Origin of the sequence: Halostella limicola (assembly GCF_003675875.1) — an archaeon.
GTDB classification, from domain to species: domain Archaea; phylum Halobacteriota; class Halobacteria; order Halobacteriales; family Natronoarchaeaceae; genus Halostella; species Halostella limicola.
Map to the genome: position 1 here is coordinate 424213 of NZ_RCDI01000004.1, position 25293 is coordinate 449505.

The window sequence follows — 25293 nt, forward strand, 5'->3', positions numbered from 1 at the left end:
TCGTCACCGGTCCTCCCTGACGGCCGAACCCCGTCGGGGGCCTCGGCGCGACCGACGCGGTTCATTGCAGGATCGCTACCGCGTCGCGCAACCGCGCCAGCGCGCTGGCGGGGTCCTCTCGGATGCGGTAGTCGGCGGCCCCGTCCATCGGCGTGGGCCGTTCGCCGATCACGAGGAGGCCGGCCCCCGACTCGACCGCGTGCTCGGCGTTCTCAGCGGTCGGATCGACCGAGAGCCGCGTCCCCGCGGCGACGTAGACGTCGCACTTCTCGGCGCGGGCGTAGGCGGCCAGTCGGTCGTGTCGCGCCGGCGGCTCGCCCGCGAGCACGACGCCGGGACCCAGCGTCCCGCCGCACGCGTGACACCGGCGATGACCGGTTGTCCGCTCCGGCGCCACGTCGAACGTCCGCTCGCAGTACTCGCAGCGGGCGAGGTCGGCCCGGCCGTGGAACTCGATGCTGTCCTCCTCGGGCACGCCGGCGGCCCGAAGCTGGCCGAAGACGTTCTCGGTGAGGACCGACGAGACGTGACCGTCCGCGACCAGTTCGGCGACGCGCTCGTGGACCGGTCGCGGGTCGGCGCTCGCCGGGCCCGCGGCCGCGTCGTCCCAGAAATCGAGCCAGTCGTCCCAGACGCGTTCGGGGTGCTCCTCGAACCGCGCCATCGTGAACGAGCCGTCGGGGTCGCCCCAGAGCGACGCCGCCAGTTCGTCCGCCGGAACGTCGGTCCCGGCGAGCAGCTCCGGCCCGACGTGCAGGACCACCTCGTCGGCGTCGCGGACCAGGCGAGCGCCCTTTCGCAGCCGAGGATCGCTCATTCGGGCGCGCTACGGGACGGGACGCTAAAACCGTCTCGCCGCTTGACACCGAGTCGAGAGGATCGGGGGAGCGGTGGGCAGCGCTCCCGATCTGCTGCCCGTACCGCTAAACCGCTGCGTCTCGAACCTCCCCCATGCGAGTCGTCGTCGCCGGGACGTTCGGACCGATCCACGACGGGCACCGCGCGCTGTTCACCGAGGCGCTGGAACGCGGCGACGAGGGCGTCGTGGTGGGTCTCACCAGCGACGCGCTCGCCCGCTCGTCGCGCGAGCGCGAAGTGCCGCCGTTCGAGGAGCGGCGGGAGCGCGTGCGCGCGGAGTTCGACCGGCTCGACGAGTGGGACCGAGACGTCGAGATCCGGCGGATCGACGACGAGCGCGGGTTCGCCGCGACCGACCCGACGCTCGACGCGATCGTCGTCTCGCCCGAGACCGACGAGGCGGTCGCGTCGATCAACCGCCGCCGCGAGGAAAACGGGATGAATCCGCTGACCCAGATCGTCGTCCCGCACGTCCTCGCCGACGACGGCGACCCGATCTCCTCGACGCGTATCGTTCGCGGCGAGATAGACGAGCACGGCAACGCCGAGTGAACAGACGCGACGCCGCCCCGGCCGAACCACCAGACGACCAAACTGTCTAGGCAGTGTATACATCTGTGGCGGCGAGTTGGTAGGACACGTGGGCGATTATATCGAATGTATAGAGTGCGGCTTCACGCTCCTATCCGAGAGTGCTTCGACCCCGCGACCGAAGCGATGGGACTCGTGTCCGGAGTGTGACGGAGCCGATTTCCAGTTCGTAGAGCGACGATAGGACCACTCGACGATATCTCGAAGCTTCCCAGCGCGTCGAAATCCGCCGCCGCGGTCAGCCGGCGTCGAACTGCGACCGGAGCCGACTGATCGTCCGCGCCAGCGCCGGCGTGTTCTCCGCCGGCGAGATGGTCTTCTCGCGGTCGTCGAACGCGACCGCGTCGACCTCGGTCAGCTTGCTCATGTGGGCCTGATAGAGGCCCGTGTACACGCACTTGCGCTGGTCGCTCGTCAGCGCCGCCCTCTCGACGCCGTACTGACGGGCCGCGACGCGCTCGGCGACCTCGGAGAGCGAGAGAGGACCATCGGTGTCGTGGATTATCTCGATCGTGAGGCGGCGGCGTTCGTTGCTGAGGCAGTCGAGGACGTCGTCGAGCGGGAGCGAGGCTGTGGTGGTCGCCGATCCTAGGGGCATGTCTCTGGAAGCGTTTGTCGGAAACGCTTACCGGTACCATCGGAGGAGACCGATAAAAACTTTTTCACTACGAATGAGCGTTTACGGATATTTAGCCCCCTATAGTAGTACGGATCCGACAGAGTAATCCGGATATTGGCTTCAGTATTAAATCTGAACCCGGATTTCGGTTGACGATTCACAGATGCTATAACAAAGTCACCGGGCGGCGAACCGTCGACCGAAGGATGTCCGCAACGACCACCGCGTCGCACGTCTCGCTTCCGAACGACGTAGAATCGCCCCGAGCGAAACTCGTCTATCTGTACCTCCAGGTCGCCGGGGAGGCCACGGCCACCGAGCTCCGGGAGACGCTTGGCGTATCGAAACTCGCGGCGCTCGGCGTCCTCGATTCGCTCGAATCGAGCGGGCACGTCCGTCGGACGGAGAACGGGTATGCCTGCAGCTGACGGTGCCGGCTCGGTCGCGCACCGCGGGACGGAACGGCGCGTCGACCTGTATCTTCGGGACGGCGTCCCCACCGCGATCGCCGGAAGGGTCGAGTCGACGATAGACCGCGGCAAGGCGACCGCGGCGGTGGGTCGGCGGTAAGACCGAGAGGAGCGACGGGAGTGACCATCGAGTAGCGAACACAAGGCGCAAGTTCGAGCCCCGACCCCTCTCGTCCTTCGCTCGACCTCGTCGGGTGGTTCCGTACCCTCTTCTCTACCCGGGACGGCAGGACCCGGAAAGCGCAAGCGACCGATAACCGCATAATACTACCAAGTTATATTAGGATCGAGTGACGACTAACCCCCATGAGCTTCACCGACGACCTGCGCGAGATCGGGGATCCGATCTGGGAGTCGATACTCGACCACCCGATGGTCCGGCGACTGGGCGAGGGGACGCTCGACGAGGAGCCGTTCAGGTACTGGGTGCGCCAGGACTACGTCTACCTGATCGAGTACTCGCGGGTGTTCGCCCACGGCGCGGCGAGCGCTCCCGACCTGGAGCGCATGGGGACGTTCGCCGAACTGCTCGACTCGACCATCAACGCGGAGATGGACCTCCACCGGGAGTACGCCGCGGGGTTCGACATCTCCGAGGCCGAACTGGAGGCGACGGAGCCGTCGCCGACCACGCGGGCGTACACGGACTTCCTCGTTCGCACGGCGGCCGAGGGAACGTTCGGCGACCTCGTCGCCGCGCTCCTGCCGTGCATGTGGGGGTTCAACGTCACCGGGAAGCGCCTGGCCGAGCGGGGGACCCCCGACCACCAGCGGTACGCCGAGTGGATCGAGATGTACTCCGGCGACGAGTTCACCGAGCTCACGGCGTGGTGCAAGGACCTGATGGACGACGTTGCTGCGGGGGCGTCCGAGCGCGACCGAGAGCGCTACCGCGACCTGTTCCGGACGTCGGCGCGGTACGAGTACCGGTTCTGGGACGCCGCGTGGCGGCAGGAGGGGTGGTCGGTGTGAGCGCCGACGCGGCGACCGAACCGGTGCCCGCGTCGTTCGACGAGTACGCGGCCGACCGCGAGGACCCCCGCTTCACCGACTGGCTCCGCGAGCGAACCGAGCCGGCGTGGACCGGAGCGACAGAGCACCGCTTCGCACGCGAACTGGTCCGCGACGACCTTGCTGACGACGCCTTCCGACGGTATCTCGTGCAGGACTACGCCTTCGTGGAGACGCTCGTCGGCGTCTTCGGCCACGCCGTCGGAGAGGCCCCGGAGATGGCGGCGAAGTCCCGCCTCGTCGACTTCCTCGGCACGCTCACCGCCGACGAGAACGACTACTTCGAGCGGTCGTTCGACGCGCTCGGCGTCCCGGAAGCGGACCGCACGGACCCCGACCTGACGGAGACGACCCGAGCGTTCGAGGACCTGCTCGGCCGGGCGGCGCGGGAGGGCGGCTACGCCGAGACCCTCGCCGTGCTCGTACCGGCGGAGTGGGCGTACCTGGAGTGGGCGAGCGACGCCGACGGCAGGCCCGACCGGTTCTACCTCGCGGAGTGGGTCGACCTCCACGCTGGCCCGGGGTTCGAGTCGGTCGTCGACCTCCTGCGCCGCGAGCTCGACCGCGAGGGCGCGGTGGCCTCACCCCGGCGAAGGCGGCGGATCGAACGGCTCTTCCGACGGACCGTCGACCTGGAGGTCGCCTTCTTCGACGCCGCGTACGACCCCGACGGTGTCCGCGAACCGGCCGTCACCGGCGACGGACCGGGCGCCCCTGGGCAGGGTGGTCGGTGATGGTCTCGACCGCGGTCGCGCTCGGCCTGACGGTGGTCACGCTCGTCGCCTTCACCGCGCTCGGCGTCTGGCACTCCCGCGGTTGCGTGGGGACCGTCGAGGACCTCATCACCGCCCGGGACTCCGCCGGCGAGGGGCGCATGACCGCGACGCTCGTGGCGTCGGTGATGGGCGTCTGGATCCTCCTGAGCGCGCCGGAGGCGGGGGCGAGTTTCGGCATCGCCGCGGTCCTGGGCTACGCCGTCGGCGAGGCCGTCCCGATGCTCGCGTACTCGAAGGTGGGACCGCGCGTCCGCGACCTCCTGCCGGACGGGCACTCGCTGACGGAGTACGCTCACGCCCGCTACGGGACGTCGATGTACGCCTTCGTCCTCGCGGTGAGCGCGCTGTACATGTTCGTCTTCCTCGCCGCGGAGCTGACCGGCATCGCCCGCGCGCTGGCGCTGGTCGCAGACGTTCCCCAGTGGCAGACCGCCGTCCTCGTCGGCGGATTCGTCCTCCTCTACACCGGGTACGGCGGCCTGCGCGCGAGCATGCTCACGGACACGGTGCAGGCGCTGCTCGTCCTGCCGCTGCTCGTCGTCGTGTTCGCCGGGGCCGTGTTCGCTCTCGGCGGCGCGGGCGCGGTCCACGAGGGCGTCGCGAACGCGAACCCCGCCCTGCTCGACCCCGGCTTCGCGGCGGGCCTGCAGTTCGGCGTCGCGCTCGCGTTCGCCATCACCGGCGCCGAACTGATCAACCAGACGTGGTGGCAGCGCATCTACGCTGGGAAGGACGGCGAAACGGTGGAGCGCGGCTTCCGCGCGGCGTCGGTCGCCAACGCGCTGATCGTCTTCCTCGCGGCGCTGTTCGGCGTCGTCGCCGCCGGGAACGCCGTCATCGTCACCGACGTCGGCAGCGAGGCGTTCAACGCGGACGTCGCCTTCTTCGTCCTGCTGGAGACCGCCTTCCCCGACTGGATCGCGCTCGGCGTCGTCCTGCTGGCGCTCCTGCTGGTGATGAGCTCCGCCGACTCCCTGTTCAACGCGCTGTCGAGTCTCGTCACCGCCGACCTCCCCCGCGTCCTCGACGACCCAGACGACCGGACGCTCGTCCTCGGCGCGCGGGCGTTCACGGGCGTTGTGGCGCTCGCCGCGGTCTACGTCAGCCTGCGGGCCCGGAGCGTCCTCCGCCTGTTCTTCCTCGCCGACCTGCTCGGGACCGCCGTCGCGTTCCCGCTGGTCTACGGGCTCTACTCCCGGCGCATCACCGGCCTCGGCGCGCTCGCCAGCTGCGTCGGCGGGCTCGCGGTCGGCGTCGCCTACTTCCCACTACCGTTCGGCCTCCGCGGGACGCTTGAGTCGGTCCCGCTCCTCGGTCCGGCGCTCCCGGCGCCCGATCCCCTCTATCTCTCCGCGTTCGGCGGCGCGTTCCTCGTCTCGACCGGGCTCGCGGTCGCGTTCGCGCGCCTGCCCGGAGAGCCGACGGACCTCGACCGCCTCTCCCGCGACGTCCGACGGCTGGACGACCGCGCGACCGACGGCAAAACGGCGACGGACGGCGGGCCGGACGTCGGTAGCGAGACGCCGACCGACGGATCCCCCGCAGGGGAGGTGACTGACGACGCATGATCGGCGAAGCGGCGTTCGCGGTCGTCCTCTGGGGCGCCATCGGAGGCGTCTTCCTCGTCTTCCTCTACGAGGCCGTTGTCGTCGCCCGAGACGCCGGCTGACTCCGACGCCCGGTTCGCCGACCCCTCGTGTGCACGCGTCGTCGGGGATCACGTGGCTGAAAGGAGTCAATCGCCGGTGATTTTTTATTGTAATTTGTAGTATCGATGAATTATAGCCGGTACAATGCTGTCATCCGTGTTCCGAAGGCTCGTGTCCGGCACTGAAACCACCGACCTGCCCGGTTGCTTCTGTGTGGACTGTGGTCGGACGTTCGAAACGGACCACGCGGACTGCCCAGAGTGCGACGGCCACACCGTCGACCGCGTACAGCGGTGACGCCCGGCTGACGCCGCCGCGGCGTCACGCGGTTCGTCCGTACTCCTCAGGGTCGCTTCTCGGTGTGGAGGACGGACCCGTCGCGCCGTCGTGACCGCCCCGTCACCGTCTCACCCCCGGCGGCTACGGCGACCCGTCCCGAGAACTGCACCCTCTCGCTCGGCGGGCGGTTCGCCTTGGCCTCGGGCGGTGACGCCTCGGAGAGGACCTCGGGGCCGAACGTGTCGTCGAGATCGTTCGGACTGACAGTGCCCGCGTGGAGCGGCCCCACGACGTACTCGCGGAACGGCGAGAAGTCGGAGAACGGCGCGCTCGGGGTGGTAGTGATGCGCCGCGGCGTAGTGGACGTCTACCGTGAGCCAGTCGACGTTCTCCACCACCTCCTGCGGAGAGGCGAGAGTAGGGCCGCTATCTCCAGTTCTCGCCCGCGGGGCGGACCGACCCGATTCTACCGTGCGACCTGTATCGTTCCCCACCGATCGGGAGCGGAACCGAGACTGTGCAGTACCCCCGAGAATTACGCATAGTATATAAGTTAATCTTTTGTCCTCGGTCGATGCAACATCTACCGCCATGTCAGAACCAGACGGGGGCGACGGGGACAGGTCTACGGACGCGCCGGGCGGAACGGCCGTGAGCAGACGCACGTTCGTCGCCGGCGCGAGCGCGGCGGCCGCCGGGTCCGCGATCGGGACCGGGACCGCCGACGCGGTCGCGACCGACGGCGGCACCGACGACCGCAGCGAGGGCGGTGGGGGAGATCCCGCGGTTATCGCCCATCGCGGGTACGCAGGGCTGTATCCGGAGAACACGGTCGGCGCGGTGGAAGCCTCGTCCGCGGAGGGCGACGCGGACAGCGTGGCGCGGCAGCCGGCGGACATGATCGAGATCGACGTCGTACCGACCGCCGACGGCGACGTGGTCGTGTTCCACGACGACCGCCTCGCCGAGCGCGACGGCGGGGAGCGTGGACTCACCGACGCCTCCGGGGTCGTGTGGGAGGAGCCGACCGACGTGGTCACGAGCGCGGAGGTCCTCGAAAGCGGCGAGACCGTCCCGCTCCTGACCGAGGTGATGGACGCCATCCCGCCCAGCGTCGGCGTCAACGTCGAGTTCAAGAACCCCGGCTCGTTCGACCTGGAGTTCGACGCCAAGCTCTCGGGGGACGCCCTCGAAGCACAGAAGGACGTCTGGCGGCCGTTCACGGAGGGCGTCCTCGCGGTCGTCGAGGACTACGAGAACGATATCCTCGTCTCCTCGTTCTACGAGGCGGCCATCGCGACCGTCCGGGAGCGGTCCGGTATCCCGGTCGCGCCGCTGCTGTGGAACGGCATCGAGGACGGCCTCGCGATCGCCCGGGAGTACGACGCCGAGGCGATCCACCCGCCGTACAACATGATCGAGGGGACGCCGTTCTTCGCCGACCCGGTGTACACGGACACCGTGATGTGGGAGGACATCGACCTGCTCTCGGTCGCCCACGACGAGGGCCGCGACGTGAACGCGTTCACCGTCCAGACGTGGTACGAGGCCGAGCAGCTGGCGGCCGCCGGCGTCGACGGCATCATCGCGGACTACCCGGGGCTGCTGGGGTTCGTACAGTAGCGCATCGGTGAGCGCTGGGCGGTCGAAGCGCCCCCGCCCACGCGCTACCGTTCGGGAGCCTCGTCGGGCGCGTACGTCTTCAGTTCGAGCGCGTGGATGTCGGTGGTCATGTGATCGCCGAGGGCGTCGTAGACGAGTTCGTGCTGCTCGACGAGCGACTTCCCCTCGAAAGCGGGCGAGACGACGAACGCGGCGAGGTGGTCCTCGTCGTCGTGTCCGCGGGGGTGCGTTACCTCCGCCTCCGCGTCGGGGAGGTTCGCTTCGATGAGGTCCGCGACTTCGCTTGCGTCCATACGCGGTCCGACGCGGCCGAGCGAAAAAACGTTGCCCCTCTCGGCGCGACGGCGGTGCGGTCCGCGGTTCCGGTGAGGGTCACGCAGTCGGCCCGAGGTCAGGGGGCGGAGGGAACGGTATAAGGACGTGGTCCACGAACCCCCGGCGAACGACGATGATGCGCCACGACGTCGCGGTCGTCGGGGGAGGGTGCGTCGGGCTGTCCGTCGCCAAGCACGTCGCCGAGGGGACCGACCTGGACGCGGCGGTCCTCGAGAAGGAGCACCACCTCGCGCAGCACCAGAGCGGCCGGAACTCCGGCGTGCTCCACCCCGGGTTCAACTACCCGCCGGGGTCGAAGAAGGCGCGGTTCGCGACGGAGGGGACCCGGCGGATGAAGGAGTACTGCGACGACCGCGGGGTCCCGTGCGAGGAGCTCGGCGTGCTCGTCGTGGCCCAGACCGACCGCGAGGAGGCCCACCTCGACGTGCTCGCGTCGAGAGCCGAGGCGAACGGCGTGGAGTACGAGCTACTGCGGTCGCGGGACGAGATCCGGGAGCACGAGCCCCACGCCGTCGGGCAGGCCGCGCTCTACGCGCCCGAGGCCGCCTCCGTGGACTCCCAGCAGTACGTCTACGCGCTGGCGCGGGACGTCCAGCGCGCGGGCGCCTCGCTGTACACGGGGCACGAAGTCACCGAGATCCGTCGCTCGGGGTCGGGGTACCGGATAGCGACCTCGAACGGCGAGATAGAGGCCGCGTGCCTCGTGAACGCCGCGGGGCTGCACGCCGACACGCTCGCCCACCAGCTCGGCGTGGGCGAGGGGTATCAGGTCGTCCCGTTCCGGGGCGAGTACTACGAGCTCGCGCCCGAACGAGCGCACCTCTGTCGAACGATGATCTACCCGACGCCCGACCCGGAGCTTCCCTTCCTCGGCGTCCACTACACGCGCCGGACCGACGGGAAGGTGATCGTCGGCCCGAGCGCCGTACTCGCGTTCGGCCGCGAGGCGTACGAGAACACGCAGGTCGACCCCAGAGACCTGCTGGAGACGCTCCGCTACGAGGGGTTCCGCAAGCTCCTCGCCTCCCGGACGATGCTCTCGGTCGCGTGGTCCGAACTGAACAAGTCCTACCGGAAGCCGAAGTTCGCGGCGGCGTCCCGGCGGCTGGTGCCGGAGGTCCGCGCGGACGACCTGACGAGAAGCTACGCGGGGATACGCGCGCAACTCGTCAGCGACGACGGGGAACTCGTCGACGACCCGCTGTTCGTCGAGACCGAGGGCGCGGTCCACGTCCTCAACGCGGTCTCGCCGGGGCTGACCTCCTCCCTCCCCGTCGGTCAGCGGATCGCCGAGACGATCGAGGCGAAGGCGTAGGGGCGACGCTGGTCGAGCGGGGTTACAGGTCCAGCATCGACGCCAGGTCGTCCGCGTAGGCGGGGTTCAGCCGGTACTCGTTCTGTTCGCCGGTCCAGCGCTGCTCGTCGACGTCGAACCCGTCGCCGTACTTCCGCGTGAAGCCCGCGCGGATCCCCGAGATGCTCTGGGGGCCGCCCGTTTCCACGCCGCGCTCGTCGGCCATTCGCTCGCGCACGGCCTCGTTGGTCAGCCACCCGTCCGCGTCGAGCAGCGTCCGCACGTACGCCTCCTGCTTCCGACTGAGCCGCGAGACGAAGCTCTCGGGAAGCTCCGAAGCCGCTCCAGAGTTCTCGTCTTCGGGCTCGTCGTCCGTCGCTGCATCGTCGCCTCCGGTATCGCCGGTCAGCGCGACCATCACGATATCTGCCGCTTGTGCCTCGTTAACCTCGCGTTCGAAATCGATCCCGTCGCCGGACAGCGTCACGGTGATAGCCATATTTCGACCTCGTAGGCGCAGACCATAAGTGTTCGTGGAGTACGTGGAGCTGCGCGCGGCCGGCGTCCCGACGAGCGCGACCGCACCCGCTCACCACAGCTACTTTACCCCGGTACCGCGGCACTAGAGGTACCGATGGACGGAACGGTCGCAGTCCTCGCACTGGTCACTGGTCTGCTGGCGGGAGCGCTGTTCGGGTTCCTCCGGGTCCCGATCCCCGCGCCGCCCGAGTTGCCCGGCGTGCTAGGAATAGTCGGCATCTACCTCGGCTACAAGGCGATCGGATGGCTCGGCGTCGGGATCGACCTGCTGAGCGTGCTCGGGTTGCGCTGACGTCGTCGGGGGCGTCAATGGACCGGCGCGGAGCGACTGCGCGGTCGCGGAACGAACCATTGAAACACCGAAACTCGCCGGAATCGGCGGGCGCACCGCCGTCCCGAGTTACACCCGGTCCGCCGGGCTCTCGGAACTTGGTCCGCTCTCGACGACGTACAGGCTCCGGTTGATGATCAGGTCCGCGATCGCGTTGCTGTCCATGATCTCCGTCTCCGCGTCGGACGGGTCCGCGCCCTCGGGGTAGCGCCTGACCTCGAACGAGTCGAGGGCGTTGCGGTTCTCCGTGACCGGTTCGACCACCTCGATGCGCTCGCCGGTGACCTCGTTGCGGTACGTGGACCCGGCTTCGAAACCGACGGCGGGCACGTCCGCCGGCCAGTCCCACTGGAAGTTCCGGACGTACTGGTCGAACTGCCAGACGCGCTGTTCGACGTCCAGTTCCTCGTCCGCGCCCTCGGTGAACTGCTCGAGGTTGCGGTTCCAGTAGTCGATGACGCACTCCTTCAGGTCGCCCTGCAGGTCGTCGTCGACGAGGCGCTCCTCGATCGGATAGCCGATCTCGATCGCGATGATCGCGTGCTGGTCGAGGTGCGTGAGACAGCGCTGACACTCCATCTCGAAGATCGAGATGTCGACGGGGTTCTCCAGGGTGAGATGAGCGAGCTCGTTCCCGCAGTTCGGACACCAGAGAAAGAGGACGCCGTTGTCCGCGCTGTGCATCTCGTCGAGGACCGTGAGATCGTCGAAGGCCTTGTCCTCGGGCGGGCGCGGCTCCTCTTCCGTGGGCTCGTCGTCGATATCGGCGCCGTGGCCGGCGAACTTCGCCAGCTCGCGGTCCTTCAGCAGCGATTTGATAACGGAGTCGTGGGAGGAGTGGGATTCTTCTTCGAGAATCCTGTCGATCTGTTTTTTCGTCCAGTCCCGCACTCTAATCGTTGCCATTGCCCGTGGTATTCTTATACACTGCAATAACTGTTCCCCCCGCGATGGCTGGTACTGTTTAGTTTTGCTCGGCGTATCGACGGACGGGGATTCGGATCGGTGCTTCAGCGGCCAACCGATCAAAAGCGGATCGTGTTCTTTACATTTGAGGTATTTGCGTTCTTACCCTTCGGCAGACATGATCAGAGAGGGATGTGGTCCTCGGCGCCTCTCAAGAATTCCGGGTGAACCCTCGAATCGACCCGACGAGATCCGATACCGAACTTTCGCGACGGAGAGCCGGTTTCCGCGAAAGTTGTCGATCAGGAGATCGAGTTTCCGGCGACGTTCCGACAGTGGACCGCACCCGAGTCGTGTCAGAAGGAGCCACTGATAACGGAAGCGAGTGAACGGGGTTACGCATCCGACGACCCCCGGTCGGCGGCTCGTTCGGCCCGAGTAGTAGACGGGGGACTCATCAGCGATGGTGGTTGCGCTGTGACGAACGATAGTTGTGCGCTGTCGGCGGTGATTGCGATCGATTCCCGTCGGCGTCGACGGAGACACCCGCGGCTATCCGCCCCGGAACGGCGTCGTCCGGGCGTCGGCGCGTTACAGTGAGGTGGAGTTGCCGCGGTCGATCCGGCGGCGTATCTCGGCCGGACGGACGTTGATCTGCTCGGCGCCGAGACGGCTGGTGACGAGGTCGATCAGGTTGAGTTCCTTGAGCATCCGCCGGGCGTGGTCCTGACCGATCCCGAGGCGCTCTTTGGCCTCGTAGAGGGTGTCGGACTCGTTGACGATCGCCGCGAGTTCGGCGACGGTCAGCCCCTTGGGAATCCCGAGCCCGTCCGCCACGAGCGAATCGTCGCCGTCGCCGGCGTCCGACGCGGCGATCAGTTCGGCGACCGACTTCCCGCCGAGGTCGGACTCGGAGTGGTCCGCGTCTCCCCCGGCGCGGTCACCGTCAGTCTCGACGGTCGCGTCGTCGGTCGGGGCGGGCGCGGCATGGGTCCCGTCGGTCGTCCCGTCACCCTCGGCTGCCGGGCCGTCGGTCGCGGCGGTCGGTTCGTCTCCTAGAAATTCTTTCGCCGTCGAGCCGGTCGCGTCGCTTTCGCTCTCGTCACCGGACGGGGCGTGGTCCGAGCCGGCGGTCCCGTCGCCCGGGTCAGCAGCCCCCGAGTCTTGGTCGCCGCTCGCCGTCTCTCCGTCGGCCTCCGCCGCGGAGGCGGCGTACCTGTGGGCCTGCGGCCTGGAGTCGTCCGGGTCGTGGATGTCGTACTCGACCATGTACCGTCGGACCGTCTCGGAGGTGACGTCGGCGCCGAGCGCCTCGGTCATCTCCGGGAAGGTGTCGTACTCCTCGTAGACCGCTTCCAGCGCGTCGGGGTCCTTGTACGCCGGCACGTCGGAGGACCCGTTCCGTCCGCTCGACGCGTCGACGACCGACCGCGCCAGTCCCTCGTCCGCGTACTCCTCCCCGACGGGGAGGCTCACCGAGAGATCGACGTCGATGCGCCGGTCCTCGAGATCGAAGTTCTCCGCCTCGACGGCGACGTCGTCGTGTAGTTCGACGCCCGCCAGCACGGGAACGCCGACCGTCAGGTTCGCGGTTATCTCATCGGTCTCCTCGTCCATCCGCTCGCCGATATCGACGTTCTTGACCTCCGCGTCGGACGACTCTAAACACGCCAGTACCTCCGTTAACTCCTCGAAGGCGGCACTAACCACCATGTGACAATGATTCGCATAACCCTACTACGGTCTTGGTGAAGCGGCAACAATTGCCACCGAATTCTTCACTGACCGAACGGAAGGGCAACCGCGACAGAACGGAGGCGACCTCAGTCGGCGGTGACCTGCCTGTCGGTCGCCACGTCCCACTCGTCGGGGTCGATCTCCTCGCCCTCGAACGCGGTGTACTCCGGATACGCCGTGAACACGAGGTACTCGGTCCGCTCGTGGAGGTAGTCGATCAGCGTGTGCAGGTTGTCGTCGGCCAGCCCCCCGACACCGTCGACCAGCAGCACCGGCACCGCGTCGCCGACGTCGAACGACTCGTATCCCGCCAGCGCCGCGACGAAGCCGATCAGTTCGAGTTCGCCCTCGCTGAGGGCGTCCAGACTCGCCTCGCGCCCGTCGCGGGCCACGACGAGATCGAACTCGGCGGTGAGACGGGCCGTCTCGAAGCCCGTGTCGAACCGGGACAGGACGTCGGTCATCGCGTCGTCGAAGGCCTCCCGGGCGCGGCGCTTGATCTCGTCCTTCCGGGTCCGGAGCTCCTCGATCTCGGACCGGATGGCCTCGTTCTCGGCGTCGAGCGACTCGACCTGGTCGGCCCGGGTCTCGAGTTCGTCGAGTTCGTCCCTGGCGTCTTTGAGCTCGGCCTCCCGGTACTTGATCTCGCTCTCGACGTCGGAGATCTCCTCCACCGTCTCGTCGACCTCGTCGGACAGTTCGTCGACGCGCTCCCGGGCGGACTCGTACCGCTCTCGCGCGTCCTCCAGGCTCTGCCGTCGGTCGGCGAGGGTCTCCTCTAATTCCGCGATCTCGCTCTGCAGGTCCCGTTTCCGCCGCCGCGCCTGGTTTATCTCCTCCCGCCGAGCTTCGAGTTCCTCGACCTCGTCGCGGCGCCGTTCGGTCTCGGCGCGGAGGTCCGTGATCTTGTCGCCGAGGGCGTCGAGCCGGTCCTCCATGTCGCCGCGCATCGCCTCGTTGCCGCAGGTCCAACAGACGACGGTGTCGCCGGTTAGTTCGCGCTCGACCTCGGTCAGGAGGTCGAGCCGGTTCTCCTTCAGCACCATCTCGTTCGCGGAGTAGACCGACTGCAGTACCTCGGCGTCCTGTTTCACCTGCTGTAGCTCCTCCCGGGCGCTTGCGAGTTCCTCCTCCACGTCGTCGCCCTCGGGTATTTCGAGCGCGCCCAGTTCCTCGCGGCGCTCGTCGAGGCGCTCCTCCGTCCGCTCGATGGTCCCCTCCAGCCGCTCGATCTGACTCTCGGCCCGGCTCCGCTCAGTCTGGGCCGCGCTCAGCCGGCGCCGCGCGGACCCCTCCTCGTCGTCGCTCTCGTCGGCCCCGTCGTCGCCGTCGCCGATCCGCTCGCGCTTCTCGCGCAGTTCCTCGATCTCCGTCTCCAGCCGGGTGACCCGCTCCTGTACCCCCGGGAGACGCTTTTTCGCCTCGCGGGCCTGCGATAGCTCCGACTGGACCCGCTCGCGCTCCCGCTTCAGGTCGGCGATCTGCTGGTCGATGTTCTGGAAGTCGAGCGGCCGCATGAGCACCTCTTCGAGGTTCTCGCCGCGGCGGACGGCGCTTCGCACCTCGTTGCGCTCGTCGAGACAGGCAAACAGCTCCGCCCGGATGACGTCGTACTCGTCGTCGAGGTACGGCGCGCCCTCCCGACGGACGGTGCCGTTTTCGCGGACGAGACTCACCGAGACCTCCCGGTCCGGCGTCCGCAGGCGGACCTCGCCGCGCTCCTCGCCCTCCGTGAGCTCGGTCGACGTCCCGAGCGCCGCCTTGACGGCCTCGATGAAGCTCGACTTGCCCTGCCAGTTCGACCCCCGGACGGCATTCAGTCCGGGTTCGATCGTCGCGCTGCCCTCCAGAATGCCGGCGATGTTGTCGATGTCGATGTTCCAGGTCATGTGTATCAATCGGGGGTGGCGTTCGTTCGTCCGTGCCGCTCGCAGACGTATCCTCGTTCGAGCGCCACGTCGAACGGGACGCGGGTCGGACAGGCCCCGCAGCGGATCTGCACCTGCACCTCGACGTCCGCGGACTCGACGCCGTCGATCCGCCCTTTCGACTCGAGCGAGGACAGCGCCGACTCGGCTTTCTTCCGGGCCACGTCGCGGGCCTTCTCGATGCTCTCTCGCTCCCACTCCGTGTCGGCGGTCCGGGGCTCCTTTTCCCCGCCCAGGCAATCCAGGAGATGCGTTCGCATCGTCCCCCAGGACACCATGTCGTCGCGGACCCGTTCGGCGTCGATCCCGTCCGCGCGGAGGCTCTCGACCATCTCCTCGCTGACGAGGTCGTCGTCGCTGCGCAGCGCCTCGTAATCGCTGTCGACGCGCGCGCCGAGCGACTCCCGGCCGTGCTCGTCGTACACCCGCCGTAACAGCCGCTTGTTGAACCACTCCGTGAGCGACCGGTAGCCCATCTCCGAGCGGTCGCCCTCGCCGCGCCAGCGACCGAGCAGCCCCTCGTCAATCGTCTTGTACGCGGGATCCGCCGTCTCCAACCCGTAACGCTCGATCGCCACGTCGACTTTACAGCCCGGATCGGTTGGCATTACCCATGCTTGGCTCCGGTGCGGTAATAAAGCTTCACGAAGCGTGCACGCTCGCCAGTACTCCGCGCCGTCGTCCGCCGGCAGCGCGCCTTGTTTAACAGACTTAGTATGTTATTTTGTCGCGGATGAGCGACCGCGAGCCACAGAGACAGTATTAACGGGCTTAGTCCGTTAATCCGGGCCGAAGGTCCGGGGGTCCGCAAAAATGGTTACCATGGATCATTCCCGGAGGGAAAAAGCATCGCCCGCGCCCGTCAGAGGCGGTCCCAGAGTTCGGCGCTCGCGTCCCCCACCGCCGCCATGTCCGATTCGTCTACGCCGCGTACACCGCCCTCCGGGTCGTACGCGACCTCGCCGTCGACGATCGTGCGGGTCACGTCGGCCCGGCTCGCCGCGCTGACGACGTAGTACGGCGCGCTCCCGGGAAGGACCGGGTTCGGGCCGAGGTCGAGCGTGACGAAGTCGCCGCGCTTGCCCTCCTCGATGCTGCCGACCCGGTCGTCCATCCCCATCACGGACGCGCTCCCGATGGTCGCCCACTCCAGGGCTTTGGCCATGTCGAACCCGCTCGGGTCGCTGTCCTTCAGCTTGTGGATGCCGACGGCCGACCGCATCGTCTCGAACATGTCGGGGTCCCAGCCGTCGTCCCCGATGCCGATCGTCATGTCGTGCTCCTCCATCGTCTCGACGTCGGCGATGCCGACCGCGTTGTTGATGTTGGAGTACGGGTTGTGCGCGACCTTCACGTCGTTGTCGGCGAGGATCTCGATCTCCCGCTCCGTCGAGTGGACGCAGTGGGCGGCGATGACGTCGGCCTCGAAGAACCCCATCGACTCGAGCGCGGGGACGGGCCGCTCCCCGTACTCCCGGATCGAATCGTGGACGTCGACCAGTCCTTCCTCCAGGTGGATCTGGATCGGGCGGTCGTCGTCGACCGCGCAGGTGACGCACTCGTCGACGACGCTCTCGGTGTTCGTAAACAGCGTGTGGAGGCAGTAGTGACCGGAGACGTTCTCGTACTCCGCCTCGGCCTCCCGGATGAAGCGCTGGTTCTCGCCGATCCCCTCGACCGCCTCGGACTCGGAGTTGCGCGCCGTCGTCTCGAACGTGATCATGCCGCGGATCGGCGTCTGCGAGACGCCGTCGGCGACCGCGTCGAGCGCGCCCGGTAGCGTGTTCGGGCCGGAGTAGTTGTCGCAGAACGTCGTGACGCCGCCTTCCAGCATCTCCGCGCACGACCCGAGCGCGGAGAGTCGCGCGTCGCGCGGCGTGAACGCCTCGTCCACCTCCCACCAGATGTCGACCAGCGCCTCGTAGAAGCTCTCCGGAGACGCGGTGAGCGGCGCGCCGCGGATCGGCAGCGCGTACATGTGCGTGTGACAGTTCACCAGCCCCGGGATCACGACCTCGTCGCGGGCGTCGACCGCGTCCTCGCCGGACTCGTACCCGTCGGCGATCTCGACGATCTCGCCGTCCTCGACGACGACGTGGACCTCCTCCCTGACCTCGCGCTCATCGTTCATCGTGATGAGCGTACCTGCGTTCAGTATCACACCTTGGGAGATACTGTCTCACCACAAAAAACTATCTCCCGCACCCCCGGGCTCGGCCAGCCCCCGGGACACACGGCCTTGCCACATCCGCCGCTCGATGTGCGAGAGCGGACGCCTGCGGTAGTTCGTGTCGTCCGAATTACTGTTTCGCCAACTGTTTTGGTCGTACGCGATACCATGTCTGCCATGACAGATCGTCTCATCACGGACGCGCGCATCGTCGACGACGCCGGGGTCCGGAGCGGCGACGTGGCGATCGCCGACGGTCGGATAGCGGCGGTCGGGCCCGGCGTCGCGAGCGAACACGACGACGCGGACGAAGTGATCGACGCGGCGGGGATGGTCGCCCTCCCCGGCGTCGTCGACGTGCACAACCACATGCACGATCCGGACCTGTTCCCGGAGGGCATCGACTTCGCGTCGGAGACGGCGAGCGCCGTCGCCGGCGGGGTGACGACGGTGGTCGAGCTCCCGACGCAGTCCCCAATCACCTCCCCCGAGGCGTTCCGGAGCAAGCGGGCCGAGTGCGAGGACCTCGCGCACGTCGACTTCGGGCTCGTCGCCGGCAACGTGCAGGACCCCTCGATCGACGTCGAGGGCATCCTCGCCGAGGGGACGCCGGACTTCAAGACGTTCACCGCCGAGCCGTACCTCGCCGACGACGAGGCGATCGCGACGCTGATGGACCGGGTCGGCGACGCCGGCGGGAAGGTCCGCGTCCACTGCGAGACGCAGGGACTGCTCGACCACGCCCGGGCGTCGATAGACGGCGACTCGCCTGACGTGTACATGGACTCCCGGCCGCTGGAGGCCGAGCTCGACGCGATCAACCGAATGGGGTGGTTCGCCGAGTACGCCGACTGCCCCCTGCACGTCGTCCACGTCTCCAGCGGGAGCGGCGCGCGCGAGGGGCAGCGCTTCAAGTCCCGGGCGAACGTCCCCGTGACCCTCGAAACGTGTCCGCACTACCTCGCGTTCTCGAAGGAGGACGTCGAGGAGAAAGGCCCCTTCCTGAAGGTCAACCCCAGCCTGAAGTCCCCGGACGAGGTCGACCGGCTCTGGGAGGCGGTGCGCGACGGGACGATAGACCTCCTCGCCAGCGAGCACTTCCCCACGTATCGGGAGGAGCGAGAGCGCGGGTGGGAGGACATCTGGGAGCCGTACGCCGGGCTCCCGAGCATCGAGACGATGCTCGAGTTCCTCGTCAGCGAGGGCGTCCACGAGGGGCGGCTCTCCTGGCCGCGGCTCCGCGAGCTCGTCTGCGCCCGGCCGGCCCGCGAGGCGGGCGTGTTCCCGCGGAAGGGGACGCTCCGGGAGGGGACGGACGCCGACCTCGTGCTCCTCCGCGAGGAGGCGTTCGAGGTGTCGGCCGACGACCTCCGGTTCGTCGGCGGGTGGACGCCGTACGAGGGGCAGGAGTGGAACGCGCGCGTCGACACGGTGATCGCCGGCGGCGACGTGGTCGCCCGGGACCACGAGGTCCGTTCCTCGCCCGGCCGCGGGACGTTCCTCTCGCGGTCGTAGGGGAATTCCCGCGGGCGCGGCTGACGGGACGAGTGCGGGAAGGAGAGACGGATCCGCTGCGAGCGTCGATTCGCCGAGCGTCGCGGGGCGAGTCCGGCCGAGGGGTCAGTCGGCGCTGGTCCGTTCGGCCGTCTGCAGGTCCTGTTCGTCCTCGAGGTGGCGCAGGAGCGCCTCGTGGACCGGGCCGTTCGACCCGACGAGTTCGGCCCGGGCGTCGTGGGGCGCGATCGGGTCGTACGGGTCCCCGTCCGCGTTCGTGACCGTCGCACCGGCCTCGCGGGCGATCACGATGCCCGCGGCGACGTCCCAGGGGTAGGTGTCGTACTCCCACAGCGCGTCGGCGCTCCCGCTCGCGAGGTAGCAGAGACTGAGCGCGGCGGAGCCGAGGCTGCGGACGCCGCGGGTCTCCTGGTAGCAGTGCGAGAGGAACGCCCCGTCCGGGTCGTAGCCCGAGAGGAGCATGCACTCGTCCAGCGACGACCGGTCGGTCGTCGAGATGGGCATGCCGTCGAGGGTCGCCCCCTCGCCCTCGATCGCGGCGAACATCTCGTCGGTCTCGGGCGCGTAGACGACTCCCATCACCGGCTCCTCGTCCTCCAGAAGCGCGATGGAGATGGAGTAGTTCGGGTTGCCGTGCGCGAAGTTCCCGGTTCCGTCGAGCGGGTCGATCAGCCAGGTGTAGTCGCTGGACCCGACCCGCTCGTCGCTCTCCTCCGAGCGGATCCCGTGGTCGGGGAACTCGTTCTCGACGACGGTCGTGATGATGTTGTCCGCCTTGTAGTCGGCCTCGGTGACGATGTCCGACTTGTCGGACTTGTACTCGACGGACTCGGTCTGCCCGTGGAGTTCCCTGAGCGCCTCGCCGGCCGCCTTCGCGGCGTCCTCCGCGACCTGCTTCGCCCGGCGGACGACGTCGTCGCCGTGGTCGGTCTCGGACCCACCGACGAGCCGGGCGTCCCCGCGGTCGTGTCTGTCCTCGCGGACGCTCCAGCCCAGTTTCTCGGAGATAGACGTGAAGAAGTCGTCGTCGTAGCTGGTGTTGACGACGAGCGCCGACGTGTCTGCGCCGCTGATGGTGACGACGTCCTCCTCCTCGAGTTCCGCGTGCGAGCGCCCGCCGTCGACGAGGAGGTTCGCCGGCCCCTCGGCGACCACTTCGACGGTGGTGTCGGCGTCGACGACGAGCGGCCGGACGCCCATCCGGTGGGTCTGGAGCGGCACGACCTGCAGCGACGAGTTGTTCACCGGGAAGTGGACGGGGCCGCCCGCGGACAGCGAGACGCCGGTCGACCCGGTCGGCGTCGCCACCGCGAGGCCGCTGCCCTCGTACTCGCCGACGAACTCGCCGTCGGCGAACACCTGCAGGCGGGTGATCTTCCTGTCGACCGGGTTCTCCGGCGGCTCGTGCTCGATCATCACGTCGTTGATGCCGGTGCAGTCGACCCCGTCGGCCTCCACCTGGAGCTGCTGGCGGCGGTCGACGGAGGCCCCGCCCCGGATCGTCTCGTCGAGCGCGTCCGTGAGCTCGTCGGGCGAGATGCTCGCGAGGAAGGCGAGCGTCCCCGCGTTGACGCCCAGTATCGGGATCTGCTTCGGGCTGAACTGGCGGACGCCCTCGAGGTACGTCCCGTCGCCGCCGAGCGTTACGCCCAGGAACTCCCGTTCGGGGGAGTACACCGGGTCGATGTCGTCGCCCACGTCGACGACGTGGACCGGGATGTCGTGGTCGTCCGCCCACTCCTCCAGCGTCGATAGCTCCTCGTCGCAGTCCGGACTGACGAGCGCGATGATCTCCTCTACCGTGGCCAAGCGTCTTCCGTACATGGTTGTGACTCACCGCCGGCTAATCGGGCGATACCGCCGGCCTCGTACCGGCAGGTGCGTGATCAGCCAGCGTCGTGCGAACGATTGACAGTGTCCGGCATAAAGGCAGCGTCGCAACGCACTGTGTCAGGGTGTGCGGCAGGTTGGCACGTCCGGCGCGGCGTGTGGCGGTGCGGCTCAAACTGTCGGACGTAACTATTTCAGCTATTTCGCGGGGACGTCTCCGAGAAATTCTTCGATGCCTTACGTCCGACAGCCTCACTCCACGAGCGGCGTCCCGTCCGCGCGGGGGCCGAGACGGGGACCGATCCGGTCCGCGTCCGGATCGACGACGCGGCGCTGCCGGTAGTCCGTCGAGCGCTCGACGGGGGTGCGACCGATGGCGGTGATCATGTCGACGTACTCCTCGAACGACCGGAACTCGCCGTAGCCGCCGCCGGCGCGTTTCGTGATCTCCTCGGAGAGGATGGTGCCCATGAAGTCGTCCGCGCCGCAGTTGAGCATCTTGAGTCCCTGCGCGTCGCCGTACTTGACCCACGAGGACTGGACGTGGTCGATATTGTCGAGGAACAGCCGCGAGACGGCGATCATCAGTTCGTCCTCGTCGGTGCTCGCTCCTGACTCGACCATCCCGTGCTCGTACAGGGGCGTCCGCTCGTGGACGAAGGAGAGCGGCACGAACTCGGTGACGTTGTCGGTGCGGTCCTGCAGGTCCCGCACGCGTTTGAGGTGCATGACGCGGTGCATCTCGTTCTCGACGTGGCCGTACATGATCGTCGCGGTGGTGTCGAGGCCGACGTTCGCAGCGGCCTCCATCGCCTCTAACCATTCGTCGGCGCCGATCTTGCCGGGGCAGATCACGCCGCGGACCTCGTCGACGAGTATCTCGGCGGCCGTGCCGGGGACGCTGTCCAGCCCGGCGTCTTTGAGACGGCCGTACACCTCCTCGTAGGACCAGTCGGTGCCGCGGCGGGCGTGATACGCCTCTTCGGGCGTCATCGAGTGAAGGTGGACGCCGTCGACGCTCATTGCGTCCATCTGCTCGCAGTAGGTGCCAGGATCGGTGTCGTACCGCTCCGGCGGCTTGTAGTTCAGGTCGCCGCGGTCGCTCGCCTCCAGGATCTCCTGGTGCTCCCCGTCCAGCGCGAACGCCGGGTGCAGGCCGGAGACGGAGGTGACCTCGTAGATCCCCATCTCGACGGCGTCCTTCACTACCTCGCGGGACTCCGCCGGCGTCTTCGTGAAGCCCGGGTGGTCGCCGTCGTGGGCCGTCTCGAACTTGCTCGCGGTGTTTTTGAAGTTGCAGAACTGGCAGCCGGTGTTGCACGCCGTCGTCACGTTGTTGTTCAGGTTCGCGACGAACGTCACCTCCTCGCCGACCTCCTCCGCGCGGCGGCGGTCCGCGGCCTGCAACACCGCCTCCTTGCGCTCGTGGTCGATGCCGGGCGACTCGGTCCCCGTCGCGAGGAGTTCGACGCCGTCGGCGACGGAGAGGCGCTCGCCGTCGCGGGCCTTCGCCAGCGCGTTCTCGAACGACTGGTCGGTGTCGGGGAGGTGGACGTACTCCGTCCGACCGGACGGTCCCGTGACCGCCGACCGAAATGCGTTGGACATGCGACGGAGATGCGCACGCTCCACGATAAACCTGACCTCCGGCGGAGCGCCACACATTTGCCACGCCGAGATTGCGACGAAATGTGTCACGTGTTCACACCGTTTACGGGGCGAAAACGGCCCTCGCCCGGCGGTGAGCCCGTTCCCGCGCGCGGCGGCATATGGTTTTTAGTACCGGCCACGCCTGTTGGTCCGTATGGCGATGGAGCACGTCACCACGTTAGAGTGTACTATTTGCGAGAAGGAGTACGATCCGGACCAGATAATCTACACCTGTCCCGAGCACGAGGGGGTCAAGGGCATCCTCGAGGTCAAGTACGACTACGACGTCATCCACGACGAGTTCGACGCCGATCTCGACGGGAACATCCGGAGCCAGTGGAAGTACGAGGCGTTCCTGCCGGTCGACGACGACGCGGACGTCGTCACCCTCAACGAGGGCGGGACGGACCTGTTCGACGCGCCGAACCTGAGCGAGGAACTCGGCGTCGAGACGCTCGTCAAGGACGACGGCCGCAACCCGACGGGTTGTTTCAAGGACCGCGCCAGTTCCATCGCGGTGACGAAGGCGCGTCACGCCGGCCGCGACATCATCACGTGCGCGTCCACGGGGAACGCCGCCGCCTCGCTCTCCGGGTACGCCGCGCGGGGCGGCCTCGACTGCCGCATCTTCGTCCCGGGCGACGCGCCCGCCGGGAAGCTCGCCCAGCCGCTCGTGTACGGCGCCGACGTGCTGGCGGTCAACGGGTCCTACGACGAGGCGTACGACCTGAGCGTCGAAGTCACCGACGAGTACGGCTGGTACAACCGCAACGCGGCGATCAACCCCTTCCAGGTGGAGGGGAAGCGGACCGTCGGCCACGAGCTCGCCGAGCAGTCGAAGGTCCGCGGCGAGGTGCCCGACTGGGTCGTCTTCTCGATGGGCGATGGCTGCACCATCGCGGGGGCGTGGAAGGGCTTCAAGGAGTTCTACGACCTCGGCTACGTCGACGACTACCCGAAGATGCTCGGCGTGCAGGCCGAGGGCGCGTCGGCGATCCACGACGCGTTCCAGGGCCACGAGGACATCGACGACATCGCGGAGACCCTCGCGGACAGCATCGCCGTCGGCCGCCCGCGCAACACGATCAAGGCCTGCCGCGCACCGCAGCAGAGCGGCGGCGACACCCTGCTAGTCTCCGACGAGGAGATCCTCGAGGGCGAGAAGCTCCTGGGGAGCACGGAGGGCATCTACTCCGAGCCCGCGGGCGCGACGCCGGTCGCCGGCGTGAAGAAGGCGCTCGAGCGGGGCATCATCGAGGAGGACGAGACCGTGGTCGTCGTCTCCACCGGCTTCGGGCTGAAAGACACCGAGAGCGCGAAGAAAGCGACCGGCGATGTCAACCGGATCGACCCCGAAATCTCCGAGGTCGAGGCGCTGTTCGGCGGGGCAGAGGCCCCGGCGGCCGACGACTGACCGCGGCGCCGACGAGCCGACGGGCGGACTATTTTTCGCGGCGACCGAGCGAACGGGCGTCGCTGTTCGGCGTCGGACGCGGAGGGTGAACGTCGTCGGAGAAGTGAAGCCGCGAGCCCGTCGTCTACAGGTAGCCGTCGGCGAACTCGTCGATCATCAGTTCGCGGTCGTCGCCGAGGGGGTAGAGGATGGGGCACTGGCAGCCGTTCTGCGCGTACTCGCGGACCTTCTCGCGGCACTGCTCGGGCCGACCGCTAGCCGTCAGCTTGTGGACGACCTCGTCCGGGATGAGGTCCATCCCCTCCTTGATGTCTTCCTTGTCGGCCGGCCACCCGCCGATGGCCTCGCCCACCTCGTCGATGAGGTCCTGGCTGACGCCGCTTGCCTTCATGATGTGGGGCTGCTGTCCGAGGTACTGCGTGATGAGTTCGCGCGCGTTGTCGAGGGCCTTCTCCTCGTCGTGGTCCATCGAGCAGACGACCAGCTGCGGGCGGTCGATGTCCTCCAGCGAGCGGCCGCCGCGCTCCGCGCCGGTCTCGAGCGCGTCGAGCGCCTTCTGATTGTACTCCGGACTGACGAGGTAGTTCAGCAGCGCCCCGTCCGCGAAGTGACCGGTGAGTTCGAGCATCTTGAACCCCGTCCCGCCGACGTAGACCGGGACCGTTCGCGGCCCGGAGTCGCCGTGGACGACGTCGAGCTCCACGTCGCGCATCTGGACGAACTCGCCGTCGTAGGTGACGTTCTCCATGTCGAGCAGGTCCTGTGTCACCTCGACGCACTCGCGCATCGCGCGGAGAGCGCCGCTGCGGTCGATCCCGACCTTCTCCGCCAGCGGGTCCCACCAGGCCCCGATCCCGCACTGGATCCGGTCCGGTCCCGCGAGCTCTTCCAGCGTGCTCATCGTCTGCGCGATGAGCGCCGTGTTGCGCGTCCAGTTGTTGATGACGCCCGTCCCGAGCTTGATCTCGTCCGTGACGGCGGCGTACGCGCCGAGCGGCGTGATGCCGTCGCGCGCGAGTCGGGACTCGGCCTGCCAGATCTCGTCGATGCCCTGTTCCTCCGCGTACTGGACGAGTTCGAGGTTCTCCTGTAGCGAGTGCTTATCCTGCAGGTAGATGCCCACACGGTCGCCTCTGTCGAACACCTGTTTGCTATCGCTCATTGGGAATCCGTTCGGAAGTAACGCGACACCCGATAAATAAGTATGGGTGGGGAACACATGGCCCACGGCGCGGCGGCCGCGAGGCCGCTACGGCTCGATTTGCGACGGTTGTGGGCGCGTGTGGCGATGTGGCGGGACGGAGCGAGCCGCGCCGGGACGACTACTCGTCGGCAGACCGGTCGAGCGACGGTCTGGCGTCGCCGCCCCACTCGTCGGTCGACCGCAGCACGTCGCCGTTGCGCTCGCCGGTCGCCTCGCCGTCCTCGACGGCGACGCGGCCGCCGACCAGCACGTACTCGAAGCCGTCGGTGAGCTGGAAGGGGTCCTCGTAGGTGGCGTTCGCCGACACGGCGTCGAGGTCGAACGCGACGAGGTCCGCGACGTAGCCCTCCTTCACGTAGCCCCGGTCCCGCAGGCCGAGGATGTCGGCCGGGCGGCCGGCCGCCTTGTGCACCATCAGCGAAGGCGACAACACCTCTCGGTCGCGGACGTACCGTTCGAGGATGCGGCCGAACGCCCCGATGGCGCGCGGGTGGGGCTTCCCGCCGAAGATGCCGTCCGTGCAGAAGGTCCCGCGCTCGTCCGCGAGGTAGCGCTCGATGTC

Annotated in this window: 25 protein-coding genes; 11 read left to right on the forward strand and 14 right to left on the reverse strand. The window is 68.2% G+C overall.

The genetic code is table 11. The features are described 5' to 3' along the window. Positions 1-61: 61 nt before the first annotated feature. Positions 62-817 (reverse strand): SIR2 family NAD-dependent protein deacylase, encoded by a 756-nt coding sequence (locus tag D8670_RS18980; RefSeq protein WP_121819679.1) that lies wholly within the window; start codon positions 815-817, stop codon positions 62-64. A gap of 134 nt (positions 818-951) precedes the next feature. On the opposite strand from D8670_RS18980, the gene D8670_RS18985 reads away from it, so the two are divergent. Then, complete coding sequence (locus D8670_RS18985) at positions 952-1410, forward strand: phosphopantetheine adenylyltransferase (RefSeq protein WP_121819680.1); 459 nt, start codon at positions 952-954, stop codon at positions 1408-1410. A 277-nt stretch (positions 1411-1687) separates the two neighbouring features. Here D8670_RS18985 and D8670_RS18990 read toward each other — a convergent pair whose 3' ends face one another. Then, on the reverse strand, positions 1688-2047 hold the full coding sequence (locus D8670_RS18990; protein ID WP_121819681.1) for a DUF7344 domain-containing protein: 360 nt from the start codon (positions 2045-2047) through the stop codon (positions 1688-1690). 227 nt (positions 2048-2274) lie between these two features. Between D8670_RS18990 and D8670_RS18995 the strand changes: the two genes are divergently transcribed. The 5 genes from D8670_RS18995 (at position 2275) to D8670_RS19010 (ending at position 5893) form a co-directional block, all read left to right on the forward strand. Then, the gene (locus D8670_RS18995) at positions 2275-2496 is read left to right on the forward strand and encodes a helix-turn-helix domain-containing protein (protein ID WP_121819682.1); all 222 of its coding nucleotides are present in this window, start codon (positions 2275-2277) and stop codon (positions 2494-2496) included. Next, the gene (locus D8670_RS21190; RefSeq protein WP_162994370.1) at positions 2483-2638 is read left to right on the forward strand and encodes a hypothetical protein; all 156 of its coding nucleotides are present in this window, start codon (positions 2483-2485) and stop codon (positions 2636-2638) included. Before D8670_RS18995 ends, D8670_RS21190 begins: the two co-directional genes overlap by 14 nt. A gap of 206 nt (positions 2639-2844) precedes the next feature. Further along, positions 2845-3510 carry a thiaminase II gene (gene tenA / locus D8670_RS19000; RefSeq protein WP_121819683.1) on the forward strand — a complete coding sequence of 222 codons (666 nt, stop codon included), beginning with the start codon at positions 2845-2847 and terminating at the stop codon, positions 3508-3510. Beyond that, positions 3507-4283, forward strand: a complete 777-nt coding sequence (locus tag D8670_RS19005) for a TenA family protein (RefSeq protein ID WP_375137283.1) — start codon at positions 3507-3509, stop codon at positions 4281-4283. Before tenA ends, D8670_RS19005 begins: the two co-directional genes overlap by 4 nt. Then, a complete protein-coding gene (locus D8670_RS19010) occupies positions 4283-5893 on the forward strand; it encodes a sodium:solute symporter family transporter (RefSeq protein ID WP_121819685.1) in 1611 nt (536 codons plus the stop codon). The genes D8670_RS19005 and D8670_RS19010 overlap by 1 nt, the downstream gene beginning before the upstream one ends. Before the next feature lie 424 nt (positions 5894-6317). On the opposite strand, the gene D8670_RS21410 is transcribed toward D8670_RS19010, so the two are convergent. After that, a complete protein-coding gene (locus tag D8670_RS21410) occupies positions 6318-6542 on the reverse strand; it encodes a hypothetical protein (protein WP_193569440.1) in 225 nt (74 codons plus the stop codon). Between the two features lie 302 nt (positions 6543-6844). Here D8670_RS21410 and D8670_RS19020 point away from each other — a divergent pair, with 302 nt between their 5' ends. Then, entirely contained in the window at positions 6845-7876 is a 1032-nt protein-coding gene (locus D8670_RS19020) for a glycerophosphodiester phosphodiesterase (protein ID WP_121819686.1), read from the forward strand. A gap of 44 nt (positions 7877-7920) precedes the next feature. On the opposite strand, the gene D8670_RS19025 is transcribed toward D8670_RS19020, so the two are convergent. After that, positions 7921-8169, reverse strand: a complete 249-nt coding sequence (locus D8670_RS19025) for a BolA family protein (protein WP_121819687.1) — start codon at positions 8167-8169, stop codon at positions 7921-7923. A 155-nt stretch (positions 8170-8324) separates the two neighbouring features. On the opposite strand from D8670_RS19025, the gene lhgO reads away from it, so the two are divergent. Continuing rightward, entirely contained in the window at positions 8325-9527 is a 1203-nt protein-coding gene (lhgO, locus tag D8670_RS19030; RefSeq protein WP_121819688.1) for an L-2-hydroxyglutarate oxidase, read from the forward strand. 22 nt (positions 9528-9549) lie between these two features. Here the strand turns inward: lhgO and D8670_RS19035 are convergent, their stop codons facing one another. Further along, a complete protein-coding gene (locus D8670_RS19035; protein WP_121819689.1) occupies positions 9550-10005 on the reverse strand; it encodes a hypothetical protein in 456 nt (151 codons plus the stop codon). 135 nt (positions 10006-10140) lie between these two features. Between D8670_RS19035 and D8670_RS19040 the strand changes: the two genes are divergently transcribed. Next, a complete protein-coding gene (locus D8670_RS19040) occupies positions 10141-10338 on the forward strand; it encodes a XapX domain-containing protein (protein ID WP_121819690.1) in 198 nt (65 codons plus the stop codon). 108 nt (positions 10339-10446) lie between these two features. Here the strand turns inward: D8670_RS19040 and D8670_RS19045 are convergent, their stop codons facing one another. The 5 genes from D8670_RS19045 to D8670_RS19065 all read right to left on the reverse strand — a co-directional run bounded on the left by D8670_RS19045 (position 10447) and on the right by D8670_RS19065 (position 17109). Next, positions 10447-11283, reverse strand: a complete 837-nt coding sequence (locus D8670_RS19045) for a hypothetical protein (RefSeq protein ID WP_121819691.1) — start codon at positions 11281-11283, stop codon at positions 10447-10449. A 591-nt stretch (positions 11284-11874) separates the two neighbouring features. After that, positions 11875-12996 (reverse strand): DUF8073 domain-containing protein, encoded by a 1122-nt coding sequence (locus tag D8670_RS19050; protein ID WP_121819692.1) that lies wholly within the window; start codon positions 12994-12996, stop codon positions 11875-11877. Between the two features lie 110 nt (positions 12997-13106). Then, positions 13107-14909: an archaea-specific SMC-related protein gene (locus tag D8670_RS19055; RefSeq protein ID WP_121819693.1), complete on the reverse strand. Its 1803-nt coding sequence runs from the start codon at positions 14907-14909 to the stop codon at positions 13107-13109. A 5-nt stretch (positions 14910-14914) separates the two neighbouring features. Then, complete coding sequence (gene rdfA / locus D8670_RS19060) at positions 14915-15556, reverse strand: rod-determining factor RdfA (protein ID WP_121819694.1); 642 nt, start codon at positions 15554-15556, stop codon at positions 14915-14917. A 254-nt stretch (positions 15557-15810) separates the two neighbouring features. Next, entirely contained in the window at positions 15811-17109 is a 1299-nt protein-coding gene (locus D8670_RS19065) for an amidohydrolase family protein (RefSeq protein ID WP_121819695.1), read from the reverse strand. 186 nt (positions 17110-17295) lie between these two features. On the opposite strand from D8670_RS19065, the gene D8670_RS19070 reads away from it, so the two are divergent. Continuing rightward, positions 17296-18633 carry a dihydroorotase gene (locus D8670_RS19070; RefSeq protein WP_121819696.1) on the forward strand — a complete coding sequence of 446 codons (1338 nt, stop codon included), beginning with the start codon at positions 17296-17298 and terminating at the stop codon, positions 18631-18633. Between the two features lie 105 nt (positions 18634-18738). Here the strand turns inward: D8670_RS19070 and D8670_RS19075 are convergent, their stop codons facing one another. Beyond that, positions 18739-20457 carry an NAD(+)/NADH kinase gene (locus D8670_RS19075; RefSeq protein WP_121819697.1) on the reverse strand — a complete coding sequence of 573 codons (1719 nt, stop codon included), beginning with the start codon at positions 20455-20457 and terminating at the stop codon, positions 18739-18741. A gap of 258 nt (positions 20458-20715) precedes the next feature. Continuing rightward, positions 20716-22071, reverse strand: a complete 1356-nt coding sequence (gene cofH, locus D8670_RS19080) for a 7,8-didemethyl-8-hydroxy-5-deazariboflavin synthase subunit CofH (RefSeq protein ID WP_121819698.1) — start codon at positions 22069-22071, stop codon at positions 20716-20718. 196 nt (positions 22072-22267) lie between these two features. Between cofH and thrC the strand changes: the two genes are divergently transcribed. Next, the gene (gene thrC / locus D8670_RS19085; RefSeq protein WP_121819310.1) at positions 22268-23527 is read left to right on the forward strand and encodes a threonine synthase; all 1260 of its coding nucleotides are present in this window, start codon (positions 22268-22270) and stop codon (positions 23525-23527) included. Positions 23528-23651: 124 nt separating this feature from the next. On the opposite strand, the gene D8670_RS19090 is transcribed toward thrC, so the two are convergent. Then, a complete protein-coding gene (locus D8670_RS19090; RefSeq protein ID WP_121819311.1) occupies positions 23652-24689 on the reverse strand; it encodes an LLM class flavin-dependent oxidoreductase in 1038 nt (345 codons plus the stop codon). Between the two features lie 160 nt (positions 24690-24849). Beyond that, positions 24850-25293, reverse strand: a 444-nt coding sequence (locus tag D8670_RS19095) for an amidohydrolase family protein (protein ID WP_162994371.1), incomplete at its 5' end; no start/stop codon positions are given.

Excerpts from the sequence above, each read along its gene's own strand:
- D8670_RS18980 (WP_121819679.1), bottom strand. The coding sequence starts at position 817 with ATGAGCGATCCTCGGCTGCGAAAGGGCGCTCGCCTGGTCCGCGACGCC.
- D8670_RS18985 (WP_121819680.1), top strand. The coding sequence starts at position 952 with ATGCGAGTCGTCGTCGCCGGGACGTTCGGACCGATCCACGACGGGCAC.
- D8670_RS18990 (WP_121819681.1), bottom strand. The coding sequence starts at position 2,047 with ATGCCCCTAGGATCGGCGACCACCACAGCCTCGCTCCCGCTCGACGAC.
- D8670_RS18995 (WP_121819682.1), top strand. The coding sequence starts at position 2,275 with ATGTCCGCAACGACCACCGCGTCGCACGTCTCGCTTCCGAACGACGTA.
- D8670_RS21190 (WP_162994370.1), top strand. The coding sequence starts at position 2,483 with ATGCCTGCAGCTGACGGTGCCGGCTCGGTCGCGCACCGCGGGACGGAA.
- tenA (WP_121819683.1), top strand. The coding sequence starts at position 2,845 with ATGAGCTTCACCGACGACCTGCGCGAGATCGGGGATCCGATCTGGGAG.
- D8670_RS19010 (WP_121819685.1), top strand. The coding sequence starts at position 4,283 with ATGGTCTCGACCGCGGTCGCGCTCGGCCTGACGGTGGTCACGCTCGTC.
- D8670_RS19020 (WP_121819686.1), top strand. The coding sequence starts at position 6,845 with ATGTCAGAACCAGACGGGGGCGACGGGGACAGGTCTACGGACGCGCCG.
- D8670_RS19025 (WP_121819687.1), bottom strand. The coding sequence starts at position 8,169 with ATGGACGCAAGCGAAGTCGCGGACCTCATCGAAGCGAACCTCCCCGAC.
- lhgO (WP_121819688.1), top strand. The coding sequence starts at position 8,325 with ATGATGCGCCACGACGTCGCGGTCGTCGGGGGAGGGTGCGTCGGGCTG.
- D8670_RS19035 (WP_121819689.1), bottom strand. The coding sequence starts at position 10,005 with ATGGCTATCACCGTGACGCTGTCCGGCGACGGGATCGATTTCGAACGC.
- D8670_RS19040 (WP_121819690.1), top strand. The coding sequence starts at position 10,141 with ATGGACGGAACGGTCGCAGTCCTCGCACTGGTCACTGGTCTGCTGGCG.
- D8670_RS19045 (WP_121819691.1), bottom strand. The coding sequence starts at position 11,283 with ATGGCAACGATTAGAGTGCGGGACTGGACGAAAAAACAGATCGACAGG.
- D8670_RS19050 (WP_121819692.1), bottom strand. The coding sequence starts at position 12,996 with ATGGTGGTTAGTGCCGCCTTCGAGGAGTTAACGGAGGTACTGGCGTGT.
- D8670_RS19055 (WP_121819693.1), bottom strand. The coding sequence starts at position 14,909 with ATGACCTGGAACATCGACATCGACAACATCGCCGGCATTCTGGAGGGC.
- rdfA (WP_121819694.1), bottom strand. The coding sequence starts at position 15,556 with ATGCCAACCGATCCGGGCTGTAAAGTCGACGTGGCGATCGAGCGTTAC.
- D8670_RS19070 (WP_121819696.1), top strand. The coding sequence starts at position 17,296 with ATGACAGATCGTCTCATCACGGACGCGCGCATCGTCGACGACGCCGGG.
- D8670_RS19075 (WP_121819697.1), bottom strand. The coding sequence starts at position 20,457 with ATGTACGGAAGACGCTTGGCCACGGTAGAGGAGATCATCGCGCTCGTC.
- cofH (WP_121819698.1), bottom strand. The coding sequence starts at position 22,071 with ATGTCCAACGCATTTCGGTCGGCGGTCACGGGACCGTCCGGTCGGACG.
- thrC (WP_121819310.1), top strand. The coding sequence starts at position 22,268 with ATGGCGATGGAGCACGTCACCACGTTAGAGTGTACTATTTGCGAGAAG.
- D8670_RS19090 (WP_121819311.1), bottom strand. The coding sequence starts at position 24,689 with ATGAGCGATAGCAAACAGGTGTTCGACAGAGGCGACCGTGTGGGCATC.